At 26.1% G+C, this 18,436-nt stretch carries 11 protein-coding genes and 1 riboswitch; of the genes, 2 read left to right on the top strand and 9 right to left on the bottom strand.

Annotated features, from left to right (window positions below):
- Nucleotides 1-19: 19 nt before the first annotated feature.
- Nucleotides 20-802: a bifunctional hydroxymethylpyrimidine kinase/phosphomethylpyrimidine kinase gene (gene thiD, locus BN346_RS17705; protein WP_040330367.1), complete on the bottom strand. Its 783-nt coding sequence runs from the start codon at nt 800-802 to the stop codon at nt 20-22.
- Between the two features lie 66 nt (nt 803-868).
- Nucleotides 869-978: riboswitch (TPP riboswitch) on the bottom strand.
- 138 nt (nt 979-1,116) lie between these two features.
- On the opposite strand from thiD, the gene BN346_RS17700 reads away from it, so the two are divergent.
- Nucleotides 1,117-3,474, top strand: coding sequence for a helicase C-terminal domain-containing protein (locus tag BN346_RS17700; RefSeq protein WP_040330365.1), 2,358 nt, complete (start codon nt 1,117-1,119; stop codon nt 3,472-3,474).
- Between the two features lie 41 nt (nt 3,475-3,515).
- On the opposite strand, the gene BN346_RS17695 is transcribed toward BN346_RS17700, so the two are convergent.
- The 6 genes from BN346_RS17695 to BN346_RS17670 form a co-directional block, all read right to left on the bottom strand.
- Nucleotides 3,516-4,850, bottom strand: coding sequence for a phenylacetate--CoA ligase family protein (locus BN346_RS17695; protein WP_040330364.1), 1,335 nt, complete (start codon nt 4,848-4,850; stop codon nt 3,516-3,518).
- A gap of 289 nt (nt 4,851-5,139) precedes the next feature.
- Nucleotides 5,140-7,095 (bottom strand): GTP-binding protein, encoded by a 1,956-nt coding sequence (locus BN346_RS17690; RefSeq protein ID WP_040330363.1) that lies wholly within the window; start codon nt 7,093-7,095, stop codon nt 5,140-5,142.
- Nucleotides 7,096-7,669: 574 nt separating this feature from the next.
- The gene (locus BN346_RS17685; RefSeq protein WP_040330362.1) at nt 7,670-8,329 is read right to left on the bottom strand and encodes an ABC transporter ATP-binding protein; all 660 of its coding nucleotides are present in this window, start codon (nt 8,327-8,329) and stop codon (nt 7,670-7,672) included.
- A 15-nt stretch (nt 8,330-8,344) separates the two neighbouring features.
- Complete coding sequence (locus BN346_RS17680; RefSeq protein WP_040330360.1) at nt 8,345-10,966, bottom strand: ABC transporter permease; 2,622 nt, start codon at nt 10,964-10,966, stop codon at nt 8,345-8,347.
- A gap of 72 nt (nt 10,967-11,038) precedes the next feature.
- Nucleotides 11,039-12,319, bottom strand: a complete 1,281-nt coding sequence (locus BN346_RS17675; RefSeq protein ID WP_040330359.1) for a sensor histidine kinase — start codon at nt 12,317-12,319, stop codon at nt 11,039-11,041.
- Nucleotides 12,292-12,984, bottom strand: coding sequence for a response regulator transcription factor (locus tag BN346_RS17670; RefSeq protein ID WP_040330358.1), 693 nt, complete (start codon nt 12,982-12,984; stop codon nt 12,292-12,294). The genes BN346_RS17675 and BN346_RS17670 overlap by 28 nt, the downstream gene beginning before the upstream one ends.
- Nucleotides 12,985-13,300: 316 nt before the next feature.
- On the opposite strand from BN346_RS17670, the gene BN346_RS17665 reads away from it, so the two are divergent.
- Entirely contained in the window at nt 13,301-14,404 is a 1,104-nt protein-coding gene (locus BN346_RS17665) for a DEAD/DEAH box helicase (RefSeq protein ID WP_040330357.1), read from the top strand.
- Nucleotides 14,405-14,513: 109 nt separating this feature from the next.
- On the opposite strand, the gene BN346_RS17660 is transcribed toward BN346_RS17665, so the two are convergent.
- Nucleotides 14,514-16,319, bottom strand: coding sequence for an ABC transporter ATP-binding protein (locus tag BN346_RS17660; RefSeq protein WP_051540490.1), 1,806 nt, complete (start codon nt 16,317-16,319; stop codon nt 14,514-14,516).
- Complete coding sequence (locus tag BN346_RS17655; protein WP_158644513.1) at nt 16,316-18,118, bottom strand: ABC transporter ATP-binding protein; 1,803 nt, start codon at nt 18,116-18,118, stop codon at nt 16,316-16,318. The genes BN346_RS17660 and BN346_RS17655 overlap by 4 nt, the downstream gene beginning before the upstream one ends.
- Nucleotides 18,119-18,436 lie beyond the last annotated feature (318 nt).

Genomic DNA, 18,436 nt, shown 5'->3' with positions numbered 1-18,436 from the left:
TTTCAAATAACTTTATTCTTTAATAAAATTTATAAAAATGATTTACAGGTCCACTACCATGTCCTACATCAAAACTATTTTTTATTGCACCTGTTATATATTCTTTTGCAAGTCTTACAGATTCTAAAACATCATATCCGTTTGCTAAATTTGATGCTATTGCTGATGATAAAGTACATCCTGTTCCATGTGTATTTTTAGAGTTAATTCTTTCTCCTACTAATTCCACTATATTATCTTTTGATACTAAAACATCAATACAATTACCTTCTAAATGACCACCTTTTACTAATACATATTCAGGTCCCATTTGAAGGATTTTTTTACCTGCTTCTTTCATATCCTCTATAGTATCTATCTTCATATCACATAAAACTTCAGTTTCTCTTAAATTAGGTGTTAAAACTTTTGCTATTGGAAGTAAATTTTCTATAAGAGCCTTTTTAGCTTCCGGTTTTAAAAGATCATATCCTGTTGTTGATACCATAACTGGATCTACAACTATATTCTCTGCATTATATTTTTTTAATTCACTTGCTATTTTTATTATAATTCTTTCATTAGATACCATTCCTATTTTTGTAGCTGACACTTCAATATCCTCAAATATAGCTCGTATTTGAGATTCTACAGTACTTTCTGGAATATCAAATATATCCGTTACCCCCATAGTATTTTGTGCTGTTATTGCTGTTATAACACTCATTCCAAAAGTTTTATTTGCTGAAAACGCTTTTAAATCAGCCTGAATTCCAGCTCCCCCGCTACTGTCTGACCCTGCTATTGTAAGTACCTTTTTCATAAACATCCCTCTTTCTTTTTTTAATAAAAAAACTCCTTACCAAAACTTGATAAGGAGCATAATATTCTTAATATACTTTAAGATTTCCTACGCTGGCATTATCCAGATCAGGTCAACGGTCGAAATATCTACAATTTCCTCTCAGCAAAATGCTTTTTGCTCCCATACTTACATTTATTTCTTTGTTAATTCTATATTAAAACATATTTAATAAAATAACAAGTGACGAATATATTTAATTCTCCCTTGTAAACTTATCCTACTTTGATAAAATATTATTATATTACAATCTTTATACGAAATGGGGTTAAGTTTTGGATAATGACAATACTTGTGCTAAGCTTTCTGTAAGAAGCCTAGTAGAATTTGTTTATAGATATGGTGACTTAAATAGTGAGTATGTATCTTCTAGTTCTGCTATTGAAGGAACTAAAATACATAAAAACATTCAAAAAGAATATGAAAATGAACATAAAGAAAAAGAAGAAGAATTTTTAAAAGAAGTTCCAATTAAAGATACTTTTAGTTATAAAAGTTTAAATATTTTTTTAGAAGGTCGAATTGATGGTGTAATTTCAAAAGATAACTACGCTGAAATCTTGGAAATCAAAAGTACATCACGAGATATACTTTCTATTGAAATATACAATGAACTTCACATAGCCCAAGCCAAAATATATGGTTATATGTATTGTAAACTCTATAATCTTGATAAAGTAACTATTAAGATTATATATGTAAATCGAGATACATTTTTATCAAAAGATTTTAGTGAAATTTTTTCTTTTGATGATCTTAAAGATTTCTTTTTTTGTACTATTGATAAATATTTCAAATTTTTAACTTTAGATTATAATTTTAAAAATTTAAGAAATAATTCTATAAAGATTTTAAAATTTCCCTTTGAAAAATATAGACCCAATCAAAGAGAGCTTTCTGTAACAGTTTATCAAACAATAAAACATAACAAAAAATTATTTTTAGAAGCTCCAACTGGAATTGGTAAAACTATTTCAACTGTGTTTCCATCATTAAAGGCTTTAGAACAAAAACTAGGTAATAGAATTTTTTATCTTACGGCAAAAAGTAGTACTAAAATTATAGCTGAAAATACTATAAATCTTTTAAGAAATCAAGGTTTAAAGTTAAAAACTTTAACTTTAACAGCAAAGGAAAAAATATGTTTTAAAGAAAATGTGAATTGCGATCCTACTATTTGCGAATTTGCTAAAGGACATTTTGATAGAGCTAATAATGCTATACTAGATATTATTGAAAACGAAGATAACATAAATAAAGAAATAATAAATAGTTATAGTATGAAGCATAAGGTTTGTCCTTTTGAAATATCTCTTGATTTAATAAGTTATTGTGATTTTATAATATGTGATTATAATTATGTTTTTGATATGCAAGTATCTTTAAAAACATATTTTAATGAAAAGAAAAATGAAAACATATTACTAATTGATGAAGCCCACAATTTAGTTGATAGAGCTCGTGATATGTATTCTTCTTCACTTTCTAAAAGTGAATTTTTAAACTTAAAGAAAATTATAAAAAATGATGACTTTTCACTTTATAAAAAATTGGATAAAGTAAATAAAGTAATGATTGAAATTAGAAAATATAATGAAGAAAATAACTTTTATATATTTGATTCTGTCCCAACTGAACTTATAAAATCTTTGCACATAGTTTTTGATGCTATGACAACTTATCTTGCTAAAGATAATATTAATTTTAAAGATAATGTATTAGATTTATATTTCAAAATTAATGATTTCCTTAAAAAAAATGATATTTTTGATGAAAATTATATTTGCTATAGTGAAAAAACTAGTTCTGAACTTACAATAAATATATTCTGTATAAACCCTAGTTCAGCTCTTAAAATTTCTTTTAAAAATGCAGTATCTACTATATTATTTTCTGCAACTCTTTCACCTATGCCATATTATAAAGAACTTTTAGCTTTTGATGATGGTGATTATAATCTTACTTTGACATCTCCATTTGATACAAAAAATAGAGAAATTATTATAGCTAATAATGTTTCCACAAAATATACAAAACGTGAAGCAAATTATAAAAAAGTTTGTAATTATATTCATACTACCTTCAATATAAAGAAAGGAAATTACATGGTATTTTTCCCTTCTTATAAATATATGAAAGATATTTATAATTTAATGACTGAAGAGTTTAATTACAACAATATAATTATGCAAGATACATTTATGACTGAAGATGAAAGACTAAATTTTATTGATAAGTTTAATACAACACAAAACATAATAGGTTTTTGTGTTCTTGGTGGAGTATTTTCAGAAGGTATAGACTTAAAAGGAGATTCTTTAATTGGTTCTATTATCGTTGGAGTAGGACTACCTAAACTTTCATTAAAACAAAATTTAATTAAGGATCATTTTGATAGTAAAAATGGTGATGGATTTCATTATGCATATACTTTTCCAGGAATAAACAAAGTAATTCAAGCAGCTGGAAGAGTTATAAGAAGTGATGATGACAAAGGAATTATATTTTTAATAGATGAACGTTTTTCCTCTTCATTATATCAACAACTATTACCAAAGCACTTTTTCCCACAAACTATCATAAATACTTCATTAAAATCTGAAAATATAATAAAACAATTCTTCAACACATAAAAAACGGAGTTGTGTTAAAACATATCACAACTCCATTTCTTTTATATTTCTTTTATAACTATCTTAGTTTTTCCAGTATTTTTATTTACCTGTAATTTATCTACAAACTTTATATTATATTTTACATTGTTTAAATCTTTAGCACTTAAAAATCTATCTATTTGATTTTCTATTTCTCTTTTTTCTAAATTTTCATTTGCCCTACTTGATGTTATACATCTTATTTCAAAATAATTTATGCTTTTCTGTACAAATTGATATTTTGTTATTCCTTTAACATCTAAATCATCTAAAAATAATGGATGAAGAAAATCTCTTTTTCCTTTTGAGTTTACAAACCACATAATTTCTTCTTCTCTTCCCATAACTTTGTTCATATGAGTATATGGAAGACTACCAAACTGTTCTTTTGTAAATCCATCTACAATATCACTTAATCTATATCTTATAAGTGGAAATTCTCTGTTATATAATGGTGTTATTATTAATCTATTACTATCATCTACTTCAGTATAATTTAAATCATCATAAAGATAAATTCCATCATAAAAGCTACTACCTGCTCCTATAAAAATAGATTCAGTGCAACCATAATAATCAATTACATCTGCACCAAACACTTTCTTATAATATTCACTAGCTTCTTTTGTTAAAGATTCTCCACCAGTGATTATTTTCTTCGGTTTTATATCTATTCTTCCTTCTTCCTTTAATGATGCAACTAAATTTAAACAAGATGGATAACCTGACAAATAAGTAGGATTATAATCTTTTATAAGTTTTACCCATTCATCTAATGGTTTTTGTGCATTTATAACAACACTTTTACATTTATATTCTTGCATTCCAAATATAGCAAGTGCAGTACACGCATATCCACTTCCCACTGGTGCTATATAAAGATTTCTTAAAGGAAAATCACTTAATCCTAATTTTTTTTCTCCACCTTGCAATGTTAATCTCACAAAGTTAGATTCAAGAATCATTAATGCTCTCTTATTATACAAAAAATTAGTAGGAATTCCTGTACTACCCGATGTATGGACAATATATTTTTCTCCTACTCTTGGTAATAAGCTGTCACCCTTTATAGCATTTTCAATTTTGTCTTTAGCTATATTGCTTACTGCTATATCATAAAAATTTTCTCTAATATATTTTTTATCAATGATAGGAATATCCCTAATATTTATATTGCTTAAATCTCCATATTCTATTCCATTTGAAGAATATAACTTCTTATAAAATTCACTATTTCTATAAGCATACTTTATTGTGCTTCTAAACTTACGTTCACTATAATTTATAATTTCTTCTCTACTAAATTCATTATGTTTGTATAGTTTCTTACCGTACTTAGCTAAATCTATAAGCATATCCTTTCACTTCCTTATATATCGTATCAAAGTCAAAATAACCTCTTTATCAATTGACAAATATACAGTTACCATTTATTCCTATTAATATATTTTCAACTAATCAAAAATTAACAATAATAGTTGATGTTGAATATCCCCATGGATTGAAATCCACTCTACAATATTTTGTTTGCCTTTAAAACAAATTATAATATTTTATAAAAAACTAGTTTTTAACTAATTTTCGCTTCCTATAAATCAGTATATACCATTATGTGTAAAAATGTTAAATTAGTTACATACTATATCATTTCAAGCAATGCATATGATTCTCTGCTTCATTTCCCTTTACAATAAATCCTTGACCTTTAGAACAAAACACAGAACTGGATGTATACTCTATATCTGCATCCTTATTGTAATTTATTTTTTCTATAATTTCCTCACTATTATGACACACATCGTAACCAGCAAAATTAAAACTAATCTTGCCTTTTCCTTTTGTAACTTTTATAAGTTCTTTTCCATAATCCATAAATGTTGCAACAGGCCCTCTTCCTTTTATAACTACTTTGTCCATTTGTATATCAGGTGATTCAAAAATCCCATTTAATTTCTGTATATCACTTATTATTCTTCCCATATAATCCATTTCAGCCTCTATCTTGAAATTATAATAAGGTTCTAATAAAATATTATTTGCTTTTTCTAACCCTTGTCTTAATGCTCTTAATGTAGCTTCTCTAAAATCTCCACCACAAGTATGTTTATTGTGAGCTCTACCAGTTAGTAATGTTATTTTCAAATCTGTTAATGGTGAACCTGTAAGAATTCCCCTATGTTCCTTTTCAAGTATATGTGTACCTACTAAATTTTGATTACCTGCGGTTAAATCATCACTATGACATTTACTCTCATAAACAACTCCTGATCCTCTTTCTCCATTTTTTATACTAAGATGTACTTCTGCATAATGTTTTAAGGGCTCAAAATGTCCATATCCTATACTCTCATTTTCTATAGTTTCTTTATACAAAATCTCACATGGTCCAAAATCTACATTCATATTAAATCTTTCATTTATAATATCTTTTAATATTTCAAGTTGTATAGTTCCCATAATATTTACATGTAATTCTTTTAAATGTTCATCCCATTTTATATTTAAATTTGGATCTTCTTCCTCTAAAATTTTAAAAATATTTAAAACATCTTTTATATTTAGTAATGCATCATAAAACACCTTTGATTTTAAAGTTGTCTTTATATCACTATATACCTTTTCTTTTACCTCACCTAATCCATCTCCAGCTATAGCATTTTGAATTCCAATAATGCCACATAATTCACCAGCTTTCACACTTTCTACTGCTTTAAATTTAGTACCATTATAAATTCTTATTTGATTTATTTTATTTAAATTATTACTATTTCCACATTTAACACTAATCTCTTCTTTTACTTTTAATCTTCCCTTAAGAACTTTAATATATGTAATTCTATTTTTATCTTCATCATACTTAACTTTGTAAACTCTTCCACTGAACAACTCATCTTCATTGTAGTTAGTATAAGTTAAAATATCTAATGAATCTATAAATTCATATATTCCTATATCTTGAAGTGCCGAACCTATAAAACAAGGAAAAACTAAATTATTTTTTATCATTTTCCTCAAAGCTTTTATACATTCTTCTTTTTTCACTTCACATTCTAAATATCTTTCTAATATTAATTCATCTCTTTCTGCTATAAATTCAACAACTTCATTATCTAATTGTTCATCTTTTAAACTATCCTTTATAAAAAGAGTATCTAAACTTAAGTTGTTTTTAATTTCTTCTATTATATTTTTATAATCCACATGAGGAATATCTATTTTATTTATAAAGAAAAATGTTGGTATATTATGTTTTCTTAGTAAATTCCAAACAGTTTCTGTATGACTCTGTATTCCATCAGATGCACTAACTATAATAATTGCATAATCCATAATCTGAATTGCTCTCTCCATTTCTGATGAAAAATCTATATGTCCTGGAGTATCTACTAAAAAATAATTACTTTCATTATAATTAAACATAGCTTGATCAGAAAAAATTGTTATTCCCCTTTCCTTTTCTATATAATGACTATCTAAAAGTGTATTCTTATGATCCACCCTTCCTCTATTTCTAATACATTTTGTGTGATATAAAACTTGCTCACAAAACGTAGTCTTTCCTGCATCTACATGTGCTAAAACACCAATTGTTTTATTCATATTTATTACCTCTATTTCATATTTCTATCTATAAAAAAAGCTGCCAAAACTAACTTCTCAGCCACCATTTTAAAACACCAAAATTAACATCTTATTTTAATTTGAAAATAATAGCTTTCTCAAATGATATTACTTATCTTATAGTTTATTCCATTGTTATGTTTGGAACCAATTATCAATTAACAGTTAGCAATTACCAATGCTGGTTAATATTATTCACTTCGTTCTTAATATTTATGAATAGAACTGCCTAAAAACTACGTTTTTATATTATTTTCAATTAATTTACTCTGCAAATCATTATAAAAATTGTTTTTTTTAAAACTGATACTTCAGTTTTATCCTTCATTGTTAATTGTTCATCGTTAATTGCTAATTTGTGTATAACACTCGACTATATCTTTATCAATTGAAATAAGAGTAATTTCATTTTTTAACTTGAAATCCTATAGTATTAATTGTATTTTATCATAAATATTAACTACTTTATATTTATATACATATGAAAATATGAAGATTAAAAGTTAAATTATAAAAATAAAAGCTAGTCTTTTAAGACTAACTTCTATAAAAATCAACTTATAATCTTTCCATCAGAAAGTGTAATTATTCTATCTGCCGCTGATGCTATTTCTAAATCATGAGTTACCACAACTAGTGTTTGTTTATATTTCTTAGAAGATAACTTAAGTAGTTCCATTACTTCTTTTGAATTTTCCTTATCAAGATTTCCTGTTGGCTCATCTGCAAATATAATTGAAGGTTTGTATATCAACGCCCTTGCTATAGCAGCCCTTTGCTGTTGTCCTCCTGAAAGCTGAGATGGAATATGATTTTTTCTATCTTTTAATTCTAATAAATTTAATAATTCATTTAAGTAATACTTATCTGGTTTTTCATGATCTAATAATACAGGTAGTTCTATATTTTCCTCTAAAGTCAAAACAGGTATTAAGTTAAATGATTGAAATACAAATCCTATATTTCTTCTTCTAAAAACTGCAAGATTATCTACATCTAAATCATATATATTTTCATTATCAATAATTACATTACCTTCTGTTGGCTTATCTATTCCAGCCATAGCATGTAAAAGCGTACTTTTCCCTGAGCCACTAACTCCTACTATAGCAACAAATTCTCCTTGATTAATAGTCAGATTTATATTTTTTAAAGCCTCCACCTTTATATCTCCACATCCATATGTTTTATAAAGATTTTCTACTATTAACATTGTCTTCCCCCTAAACTACTTTTCTTTATGTTTTAATAAATTTTCTTTTTTTACTCTTTTTAGCGGAATATATATTGCAAGTATTCCAATCACTAAAAAAAATACTATACTTATTAAAGTTTCTTTATAAGGATACACATATGCTATATCATGTGCACTTCTAAACATCACATTTAGGAATATAGAATTTATTCCCCCAATAATAGCTCCATATATTATTCCTATAACAGAATACAAAATTCCTTCTAAATACATTATTTTATTTATGCTATTTCTTGAAGCCCCAACAACACTTAAAAGTTCTAGTTCTTTACTTCTTAAGGTTACATTAGTATTTACTACATTAAACACATTTGCCATACTTATAATAGTTATAAATGCTATAACACTAAAATAAAATAGTTTACTAAACTTAATATATTTGTCATCTACATCAGTAAAAATTGTATTGCTACTAAAGTTTTCACTATCCATATTACTAATTTTTTCATTTTCAATATATTCGTTCCACTTATCCATTAATGTTTTTCCAATATCACCTCTTTTTTTATTTCCTAAATCTTCTTTATAACTTACAACCATACCCTTAACTTCTGCTGGCTGCAGCCTATCTAATTCTAACTTTTTATTAACGTCTTTTTCATTATCCTTAACTGAATTTATGCGTTTCTTTTCAATTAAATCATTATAAAGTTCTGTAGTCATATATATTGTTGGATAAGCATTCTCAATGCTTTCTTTATCAAAAAGATTTACTCTAACTATGCCCAAAACCTTTACCTTCATAACTTCATTTACTGTACTATTATTACTTTCAAATTTATTAGTGCTCATTAAATTTGATGTATCAATTAATATTTCATCTCCAACCTTCAACTTTGTAATATCTTTCTTATTATATTTTATATTTCCTAAATTTTTCATGTCTTGTTCATAGCTTACTTGAGTAATATAGACACCTTTTCCCTTTTTCATTTTTTCTTTATTATTAAAACTATTTAAAAGATATGGCGAAATTTCATCAATACTTTCTAAATCAATAGGCACTATTTCTGATTTTAAATTAGTATATTGGGAACCATTTATACTTATTGTATCTCCTTTTACCATTACTTTATTTTTAGGCATAAAAGTATAGGATTTTATGCCCTCATATATTTTATATACATTTTTAACTCCATCAATCTTTTTTGCATTATCTACAAGTAACTTTATTTCTTCACTATTTCTTTTTATAATTTTCATACTATTTTTATCATCATATATATTAGTAAAATAATGATTATACCTTGCCATATTCTTATCTATTGGAAAAGCCTCATATGGTAGCTTGTCTATATTACAAACTAAACTGCTAAATGTAATAAAAATTGTTATTGATATTACAATTGAAATTACTGTTGATTTAAATCGTCCTTTATTGGTTCTTATATTTCTATTTGCAATAATTCCTTCAATGCTAAAAATTTTACTATTTAAATTCATTTTTCTATTATTAAGTTTTTTTATCTCACAATTCCTATTAGTAAAGCAATCTAATGGTGATATTTTTTTTACTTTTCCTAGCACTGAAATTACTGATAAATATAATGTAATGAAAGTAATTAATATTGCTATTAAAATACTTTCTAGAGAAAAATATGTTTTTACAGTAAGTGTATTATTTAAAATTAAATTGTTAAATGTTTTAAATAGTTTAGAACTTGCTATAACACCTAAAATTAATCCTATGGGAAGTGCTATTAATCCAATTATAAAAGTTTCCTTGATTATAATTCTTCTAATTTGTTTATTAGTTCCACCTATAGCCTTTATTAACCCGTATTCTTTCATTCGTTCCATAGTAGCTATATTAAATGAATTATATATAAATATTAACGTTGCAATCATTACAACAATAGCTACCATAAAAAAAGTAATGTAATCTATAATTGCACTTTTACTTCTTCCTTCACCTATTGCATTTAAAAGTGGTTCATTTTTAAAAACTTTATCACTTTTTATATTAAAATCTTCAACTAATTTATCTATTTTATCATTTAGCTTTCCTACCTCTTTTAATTTTAAATAAACTTCTACATTATCCATAACTATATTCTTACTAATAGTATATGCATCAAATATTTCTAAAAACGGTCTATTTATACATTGAGAAAAACCTACAACAGTATATTCCATGCTTTTTCCATGAAATAATTTAACCGTTATCTTATCTCCAATCTTTTTTGTATCACTCTCTTTAAAATCTCCACTTAATATTATTTCATTGGAATTTTCCGGAAATCTCCCTTCTTCCACCCTTACACCCAATAAACTAAACTTATCACTATTTATTTCATTAATAACTAATGTTTTTTCTCCTAGTTTTACATTTCCAACTTTCTGACGAAAAGTTGACTTATCTACTACTACATGCGCCTTAATATTTTCATATTTTTCCTTTTCATCTAATTCAAATTTAACGTGGTAATCTCCATCAGCTCTTAGCATATTAATAATGTTCTGCTGAGAAGAATAAATTATATGCCCAGTACCACTTATGAACATAATAGCTACTATTATTGCAATTATATTAAGCATGCTCCGTTTTTTATTTTTCATAAAATATTTATTAGCTATATCTATGTAGCTTTTCACATTACTTCCCCTCACTTTCCTCTACACTTATAAATATACACTTTAATTCTTACTATAAGATAAATACCTTTCTTACAAATTTGTAAGAAAGGTAACTATAAATTTACTTCCCTTATCTTTTATACTTTCTACTTCTAAAAACCCTCCCTGACCTTCTATTATGCTCTTAGAAAGAGCCAATCCTATGCCTATAGAATCTTTTCTTTTTATTTTGCTTTTCCCCTTATAAAATCGTTCAAAAATATGTGGTAAATCTTCTTTATTAATTCCAGTCCCATTATCACTTATACTAATTTTATGATAAATAGAATTATTTTCATAACAAATAGAAATTTCACCATAGTCACTTATGTGCTCAATAGAATTTTTTATTATATTAGTTAAAGCTTCACTGGTCCATCCCTTATCATGAGGATATACTCCTTCTTGAAGCTTTAATTGTAAATTTAAATTTTTTTCTTCAATACTTATTAACAAAGGCTCCAAAGCATTTTCTATAGTTTCTTTTAAACTACTGTTTATCTTTTTATATTCAACAACTCCACCTTCAATTTTAGCAAGTTTCAATAATTTTCTTATAAGCCATTCCATAGAATACACAGAACTCCTCATCTTATAAGCTATTTTTTCTACATCACCTTTATCCATAGAAGAGTTATTACTTAATACTTCAGTAAATAAACTCATAGATGTTATTGGAGTTTTAAGCTGATGGGATATATTTACTAAGGTATCCTTCAAAAATACTTTTTCTTTGTTAAGCTGATTTATTGCATTTTCTAATCTCTCTGCCATTTGATTAAAATTATGTGAAAGTACACTAAACACACCTTCCCCCATAAATGAAAATCTTAAAGAAAAGTCTCCTTCAACTACATTTTTTATTCCCTTATTTATCATTTTTATATAACTAACAATCTTTTTATAAAAAATAAGTACAATTAAATATAATATAAACATAGAACTAATCACTAAAGCATTGATATGTAATTTTAATGTTTTATAAGATTTATTTATATTTGGTAACAATTTAATATCCATATTTTCTTTATAACCATAAGAAGATAAAATTTGCTTTCCTTTTTCACAATCCCCATATTTAGCACCTTGTGTGAAAATTTTAGCTATGGTGTCTTCTTCCATAGCTTGTCTATTATAAAATGAACCTATTATTGCATAACTTTCATTTATATAATTTTGTTTAATTTTTTCAAAGCTAATATCAATACTAATATTTAATATAATCATTAAAAGTGCTACAACAATACTCCATAATAAGTTAAATTTTAAATAATTATTTTTATATGTATATTTCATTTTGCACTTTACTCCTCTATAACATTTTTGTTCCATCTATAACCTAACCCTCTTAAATTTACTAAAAATTTAGGCTTTGATGGTTCATCTTCAAGTTTTTCTCTAAGTCTTCTAACATATACAGCTGGTGTATTTTCATCTACAAAATCTCCCTGAATATCCCAAAGTCTATGTAGAATTTCTTCTTTAGAAATGACCTTGCATGGATAAGACATAAAATATAAAAGTAATTTATATTCAACAGATGTTAAAGTAATTTCTTTTTTATTCTTGTACACTTTTGCACTTAAGCTATTTACTTCTATATCTCCAGAAATAAGTTTTGTTTTATTTGAGTTATTTGTTCTTCTAAGTACAGCTTTAATTCTTGATAAAAGTTCTTTTATTCTAAATGGTTTTATGACATAATCATCTCCACCAAGATCAAATCCTAATACTACATTAACCTCTTCATCTAATGCTGTTAAAAATATTATTGGCATCTTGCTCTTTTCTCTTACATATTTACAAAACTCATATCCATTGCCATCTGGTAATCCAATATCTAAAAGAATAAGTTTAAATTCTTCACTAAATAACCTTTGAGCCATAGCCATATTTTTAGCTAATGCTACCTGAAACCCTTCATTTTTCAAATTATATTCAATGCCTAAGGCAACAGCTTCATCATCTTCAACTAGTAAAATTTTAATATTATCCATAATTCCCCCTATTTCAGTAAGTATTTTCACATTTATCCTATAGAAATAACCATAGGTTCAACATTATTTATAACTTAATTCCCTTACAATAACTTTACAAGGTATATTATACATTTTTTACAATTATTTTTCCTTTAAATAGTAAAATACCATTATAATAATTTATTTAATAATAAATAATAAATATTAGTATTAATTATCACCTTGTGATATTATTAATAGATGTGAAAATAAAAACTTAGATATATTAAAACTGTAAATAAAGATAAAATTAAAAAGGTTTTAATTTTATCTTATAAACGAAAGGTAAGAAATAATGAATTTTAAAGAATTAGGAATTAATAATGATATTATTGATATATTAAAAAAATCTGGTATTACAAATCCAACACCTATACAAGAAGAAAGTATTTCATTCATAAAAGAAGGAAAAGATGTTATAGCTGAAGCTCAAACAGGTACAGGAAAAACTCTAGCATTTTTACTGCCTATGTTTGAAAATATATCTCCAAATATAAATGAAGTCCAAGGGCTTATTGTAACTCCTACAAGAGAACTTGCAATACAAATAACAGAAGAGGCTATGAAGTTGAAATGTGCTAAAGATATAAATATATTAGCTTTATATGGTGGAAAAGACATAGGTTCTCAACTAAAAAAACTTAAAGGAAATACTCATTTAATTATTGCAACTCCTGGTAGATTGTTAGATCATCTTGATAAGAAAACTGTAAATCTTTCTAAGTTAAAGACTTTAGTTTTAGATGAAGCTGACCAAATGTTATTTATGGGATTTAAAAATGAAGTAGAAAAAATTATAAAAGAGTGTTCTAAAAAACATCAAACATTATGTTTTTCTGCAACTATGGATTCAGCAGTAAAAAAACTTGCATATAGATATATGAATGATCCAATAGTTGTTGCAGTGAAAAAAGAAGAAGTTACTCTTACTAATATTAAGCAAAGTGTAGTTGAAACTACAGATAGACAAAAGTTAGATTCACTATGTACTGTGTTAAAAGAAGATAATCCTTTTATGTCAATAATATTTTGTAGAACTAAAAGAAGAGCCGACAACCTGGAGTTATCTCTTGCTAAAAATGGTTTCCGTTGTGAAAAACTTCATAGTGATGTACCACAAGCTAAACGTGAAAGAATAATGAAAGCTTTTAGAAATGCCGATATTCAATATTTAATAGCTACAGATGTTGCATCTCGTGGTTTAGATGTTAGTGGCGTAACTCACATTTACAACTATGACATTCCAGAAAGTGTTGAATCATATATTCATCGTATAGGTAGAACTGGAAGAGCTGGTGAAAAAGGATACACTTGTCTTTTTGTAGATCCTAAAGATGACAGAATGCTTCATGAAATTGAAAAAGCAATTGAATTTAAAATCGAAAGAAGATATGTTTAAAGTCATTTCTCCTGTTTTTAAAAGATAAAAAAATATATACATAATAAAAAAAGAATCTAAAAAGCTTTAATTACTTATTAGATTCTTTTCTATTTTGCATATTTTAAAACTAAACTGTTTCCTCTTCTCTTACATACCATTGTCTTTGTGCATCATACATTTCTCTATATTTCCCATTACTCTCCATTAGTTCTTCATGACTTCCTATTTCTGATATTTTTCCATCATCCATAACTACTATTCTGTCTGCAATTTTAGCTGAGCCTAATCTATGAGTAACTATTATTGCTGTATTTCCTTTAGCCATTTCTGAAAACTTTTTATATATTTTTGTTTCTTCAACAGGATCTATTGCTGCTGTTGGTTCATCTAAAACTATCATCTTATGATTTTTATAAAATCCTCTTGCAATAGCAACTCTTTGCCACTGTCCACCAGAAAGATCTACACCATCAAACTCTCTTGAAAGCATTGTTTCATATCCATTTGGAAAACTTCTTTCATTTATATCTAAATCTGATTTACATATAGCAATTGCTAAATTATTTTCATTATAATCATCATCACATATTGTATTGCTAATACATATATTTTCCTTAAATGTCATTTTGTATTTTTGATATTTTTGAAAAACACAAGATATATTTTCATATAATGATTTCATAGATGCTTTTTTAGTATCTACATCTCCTATTTTTACAGTTCCCTCTGTTGGCATATAAATACCCATTATAAGTTTTACTAATGTAGTTTTTCCTGCTCCATTTTCTCCTACAATAGCAATGGTCTCATTTTCTTTAATCTCTAAATTTATATCATCTAAGCTCTTTTTGTTAGTATATGGATACTCAAATGAAACATTTTCTATCTTAATTCCTATTTCTCCATCTATATTTACATCTTCACCTATTCTTTCAGGCATGTCCAAAAATCTAATAAAGTTTCTAACTAACCCCAACTTTTTCGTAATATTTCCTATGTGCTTGTAAATGACTTCTTTCATCATGCTAAACATAACATTTATAGATTCAAAGACTGCTCCAAAAGCTCCCACTGATATTTCTTTTTTCATTAATGCATCAAATAATAAATATAGAACTCCGGCATATCCTAAAAATGTTAATACACTCATAAATATTTCTATAAGTGCTAGTCTTTTTTCAGTTTTCCATATATCAGTATTCAATCTCTTCAAAGCATCTTGATATAAGCTTTTAAAATAATTAAATGCACCTAAAATTCTAGTTTCTTTAAAGTACTCTTTTCCCACTATACATTCTTCATAATATTCAGTTTGTCTTCTTAGTGGTGCTACTTTATCTTCTAAATCTCCAAACATTTTAATCCTAAGAAATTGAGTAAATCCAACTGGTACAAAAATTATTAATATGGATATAGATAAAAGAGGCTTTAATTTATAAAGATATATAGCCATAAATATAAAGTATGGAGTATACGCTATGACTATAAGTAAAAGTAGTCTAACAGTTTCTATTGCTCCCATTGCCCCTTCTTTTGCTTTATTTATATCATCTAAGCAATTGGGATTTTCAAAGTCTAGTTGATTTAACCTTGCTGCCTTTGCATTAATTAATTTAAAAAAGTTTCCCTTTATTATTTTTCCTAAATTATTAGACATAAAAATTAATACACCATTTAATACCTGAATTGTAATAACTACACTTCCCAATAATATTACACCATATATTACTTTTCTGAAACTTCCACCTATATTTACTTCTCTTTCAACTGTATCAAAAAATCTTTGTGTTACATAAGTGTTTACTCCCCAACCAATGCCATTAATAGCCCCTATAATATTAACAATTATCATATATACAGGGCATGAGAAAAAGGCTAATGGTATTGTTTTCTTCAACACTGTAAAAAATGATATATCTTTCTTATTTATCATAAATACCATCTCCTTTGACTTTCATACATATTTTTATATATTCCATCTAAACTCATAAGTTTATCATGTGAACCATTTTCTACAACATTACCATTGTCTATAACAAAAATTTCATCTGCGAGTTTAGTAGATCCTAGCCTATGACTTATAAAAATAGTAGTTCCGCCTCTACTTATTTTCTCAAACTCCTCATACATATTACTCTCGCTTATTGGATCTAATGATGCCGTTGGTTCATCTAAAATTTTAAGTGAAGCATTACTTACAATTGCTCTAGCAATTCCTAGCCTTTGCCACTGTCCTCCCGAAAGATCTACTCCCCCCTCTTTAATCTTTCCAAGTTCTGTATTAATCTTATTAGGAAGAATATTTACAACTTCATCTAATTTTACTGTTCTAATAGCATCTTTTATATATTCATCATCTTTTTCATTTTCCATTTTATTAATATTACCTAGTGCAACATTATCTTTAATTTTTATAAAATACTTTGAAAAATCTTGATGCACTATAGCAAACATTGACTTTAAATCAGCTTTTCTGTATTCTCTTATACTTTTATTATTTATAAGAATTTCACCCTCAAAGTTATCATATAATCCAGTTATAAGTTTTGTTATTGTACTTTTTCCAGCACCGTTAGTTCCTACAAAAGCATAATGTCTCCCTGCATCTATTTTAAATGAAAGATTCTTTAATATATAATTTTGCATTCCTGGATATTTGAAGCATACATCTTTAAATTCTAGTGATTCTATATCTATACTATTCTTACAAGGTTTTTCTACAGCTCCTTCACTTTCTTTCATATTTATTAATTCAGTTAAATCCTTTAAATACTCTTTATTTTTTGCAAGAGTATCTACATTCCATGAAATTCTCCATGATAACGTATTAATTATTCCAAAAACTGCATTAGATATAGCTATAAAAAAGCCTACAGTAATTTCCTTATTTAGCACTGGCTTTATAAATACAACAACTATAAGTACTGAAATTAATGTTGTTATAACTCCATTAGATTTCATTTTTACAAACCATTTTAAAAGCACTTTACATTCTATTTTTCTTGCTGTTTCATACTGTTCTATCCATTTTTCATTTACAGCCTCTGTATACTGAAATAAACTTCTTTCATCTACAGCTTCTCTTCCTGTAAGTACATCTCCTAAATATTCAAACTTTCTTTGATACTTTGAAAGTTCTCTTTCAGCCTCATAACTAGCTTTTCCACCTTTTAAAGCTAGCTTAAATAATGGAACTGAAATAATCAATATGACAATTGGTGTCCACCATACCTTAGTAAATAATATAACTAACAATCCTATAACTCTAAGTGACATCTCCATCATTGTTAATAAATTATCTAATGCATCTTTAGATTTTGTTTCAGCATCTTTAGATACTCTAGACATTAAATCCCAACTTTTACTATTTTCTATATACTTATATTCAACCTTTGATCTTTTTTCGACTATGCTAAATTTAAAAGCCTCTCTAAGTCTAATTTCAAGCTTTGATTCCACAAGTTTTAAAACCTTATCCGAAGTCCAACTATAAGCAATTAGAATTATTAATATAACTAATGAATCAATTATGGAACTATATTGTTTTTCATTTTTAAATATTGCAATGGCTGTATCCAAAAAACTCCCTACTACCACCACTTGAATTGTAGGAATTAATCCATTTAAAAGCTTAATTATAAAAAATAATATAGTATAAACTTTAGATGCATTAAATGGAATTTTTAAAATATCTATGGTCTTATAATTCTTCTTTTCCAAATTAAACTCCAAAATCCTCACCCCTTTAAGCGTTTAAAGTAAAGTTATAAATAATATATAATTCATTTTTAACAACTCTACATATTATAAATATCTATGTATGTTTTACATTATAACACCATTTATGGAAGTTATTATAAATTTTTTATTAACAATATATTACATAGTTCTAAAATTATTTTTTTCTTAATATACTAATGTATTATTTATAATGGACTTATAATTAAATATTGATTAATAAAAAAGGAATTTAAAAACTATAACATTTTTTAAATTCCTTTTCATTTTATTTACTTAAATATCTATTTTGAAACTGTTTCCTCTTCTCTT

The organism is Clostridium ihumii AP5 (assembly GCF_000612845.1).
Classification (GTDB): Bacteria; Bacillota; Clostridia; order Clostridiales; family Clostridiaceae; genus Clostridium_J; species Clostridium_J ihumii.
Note: the sequence above shows the minus strand (reverse complement) of the source record. Positions and strands in the feature narration are given on the sequence as shown.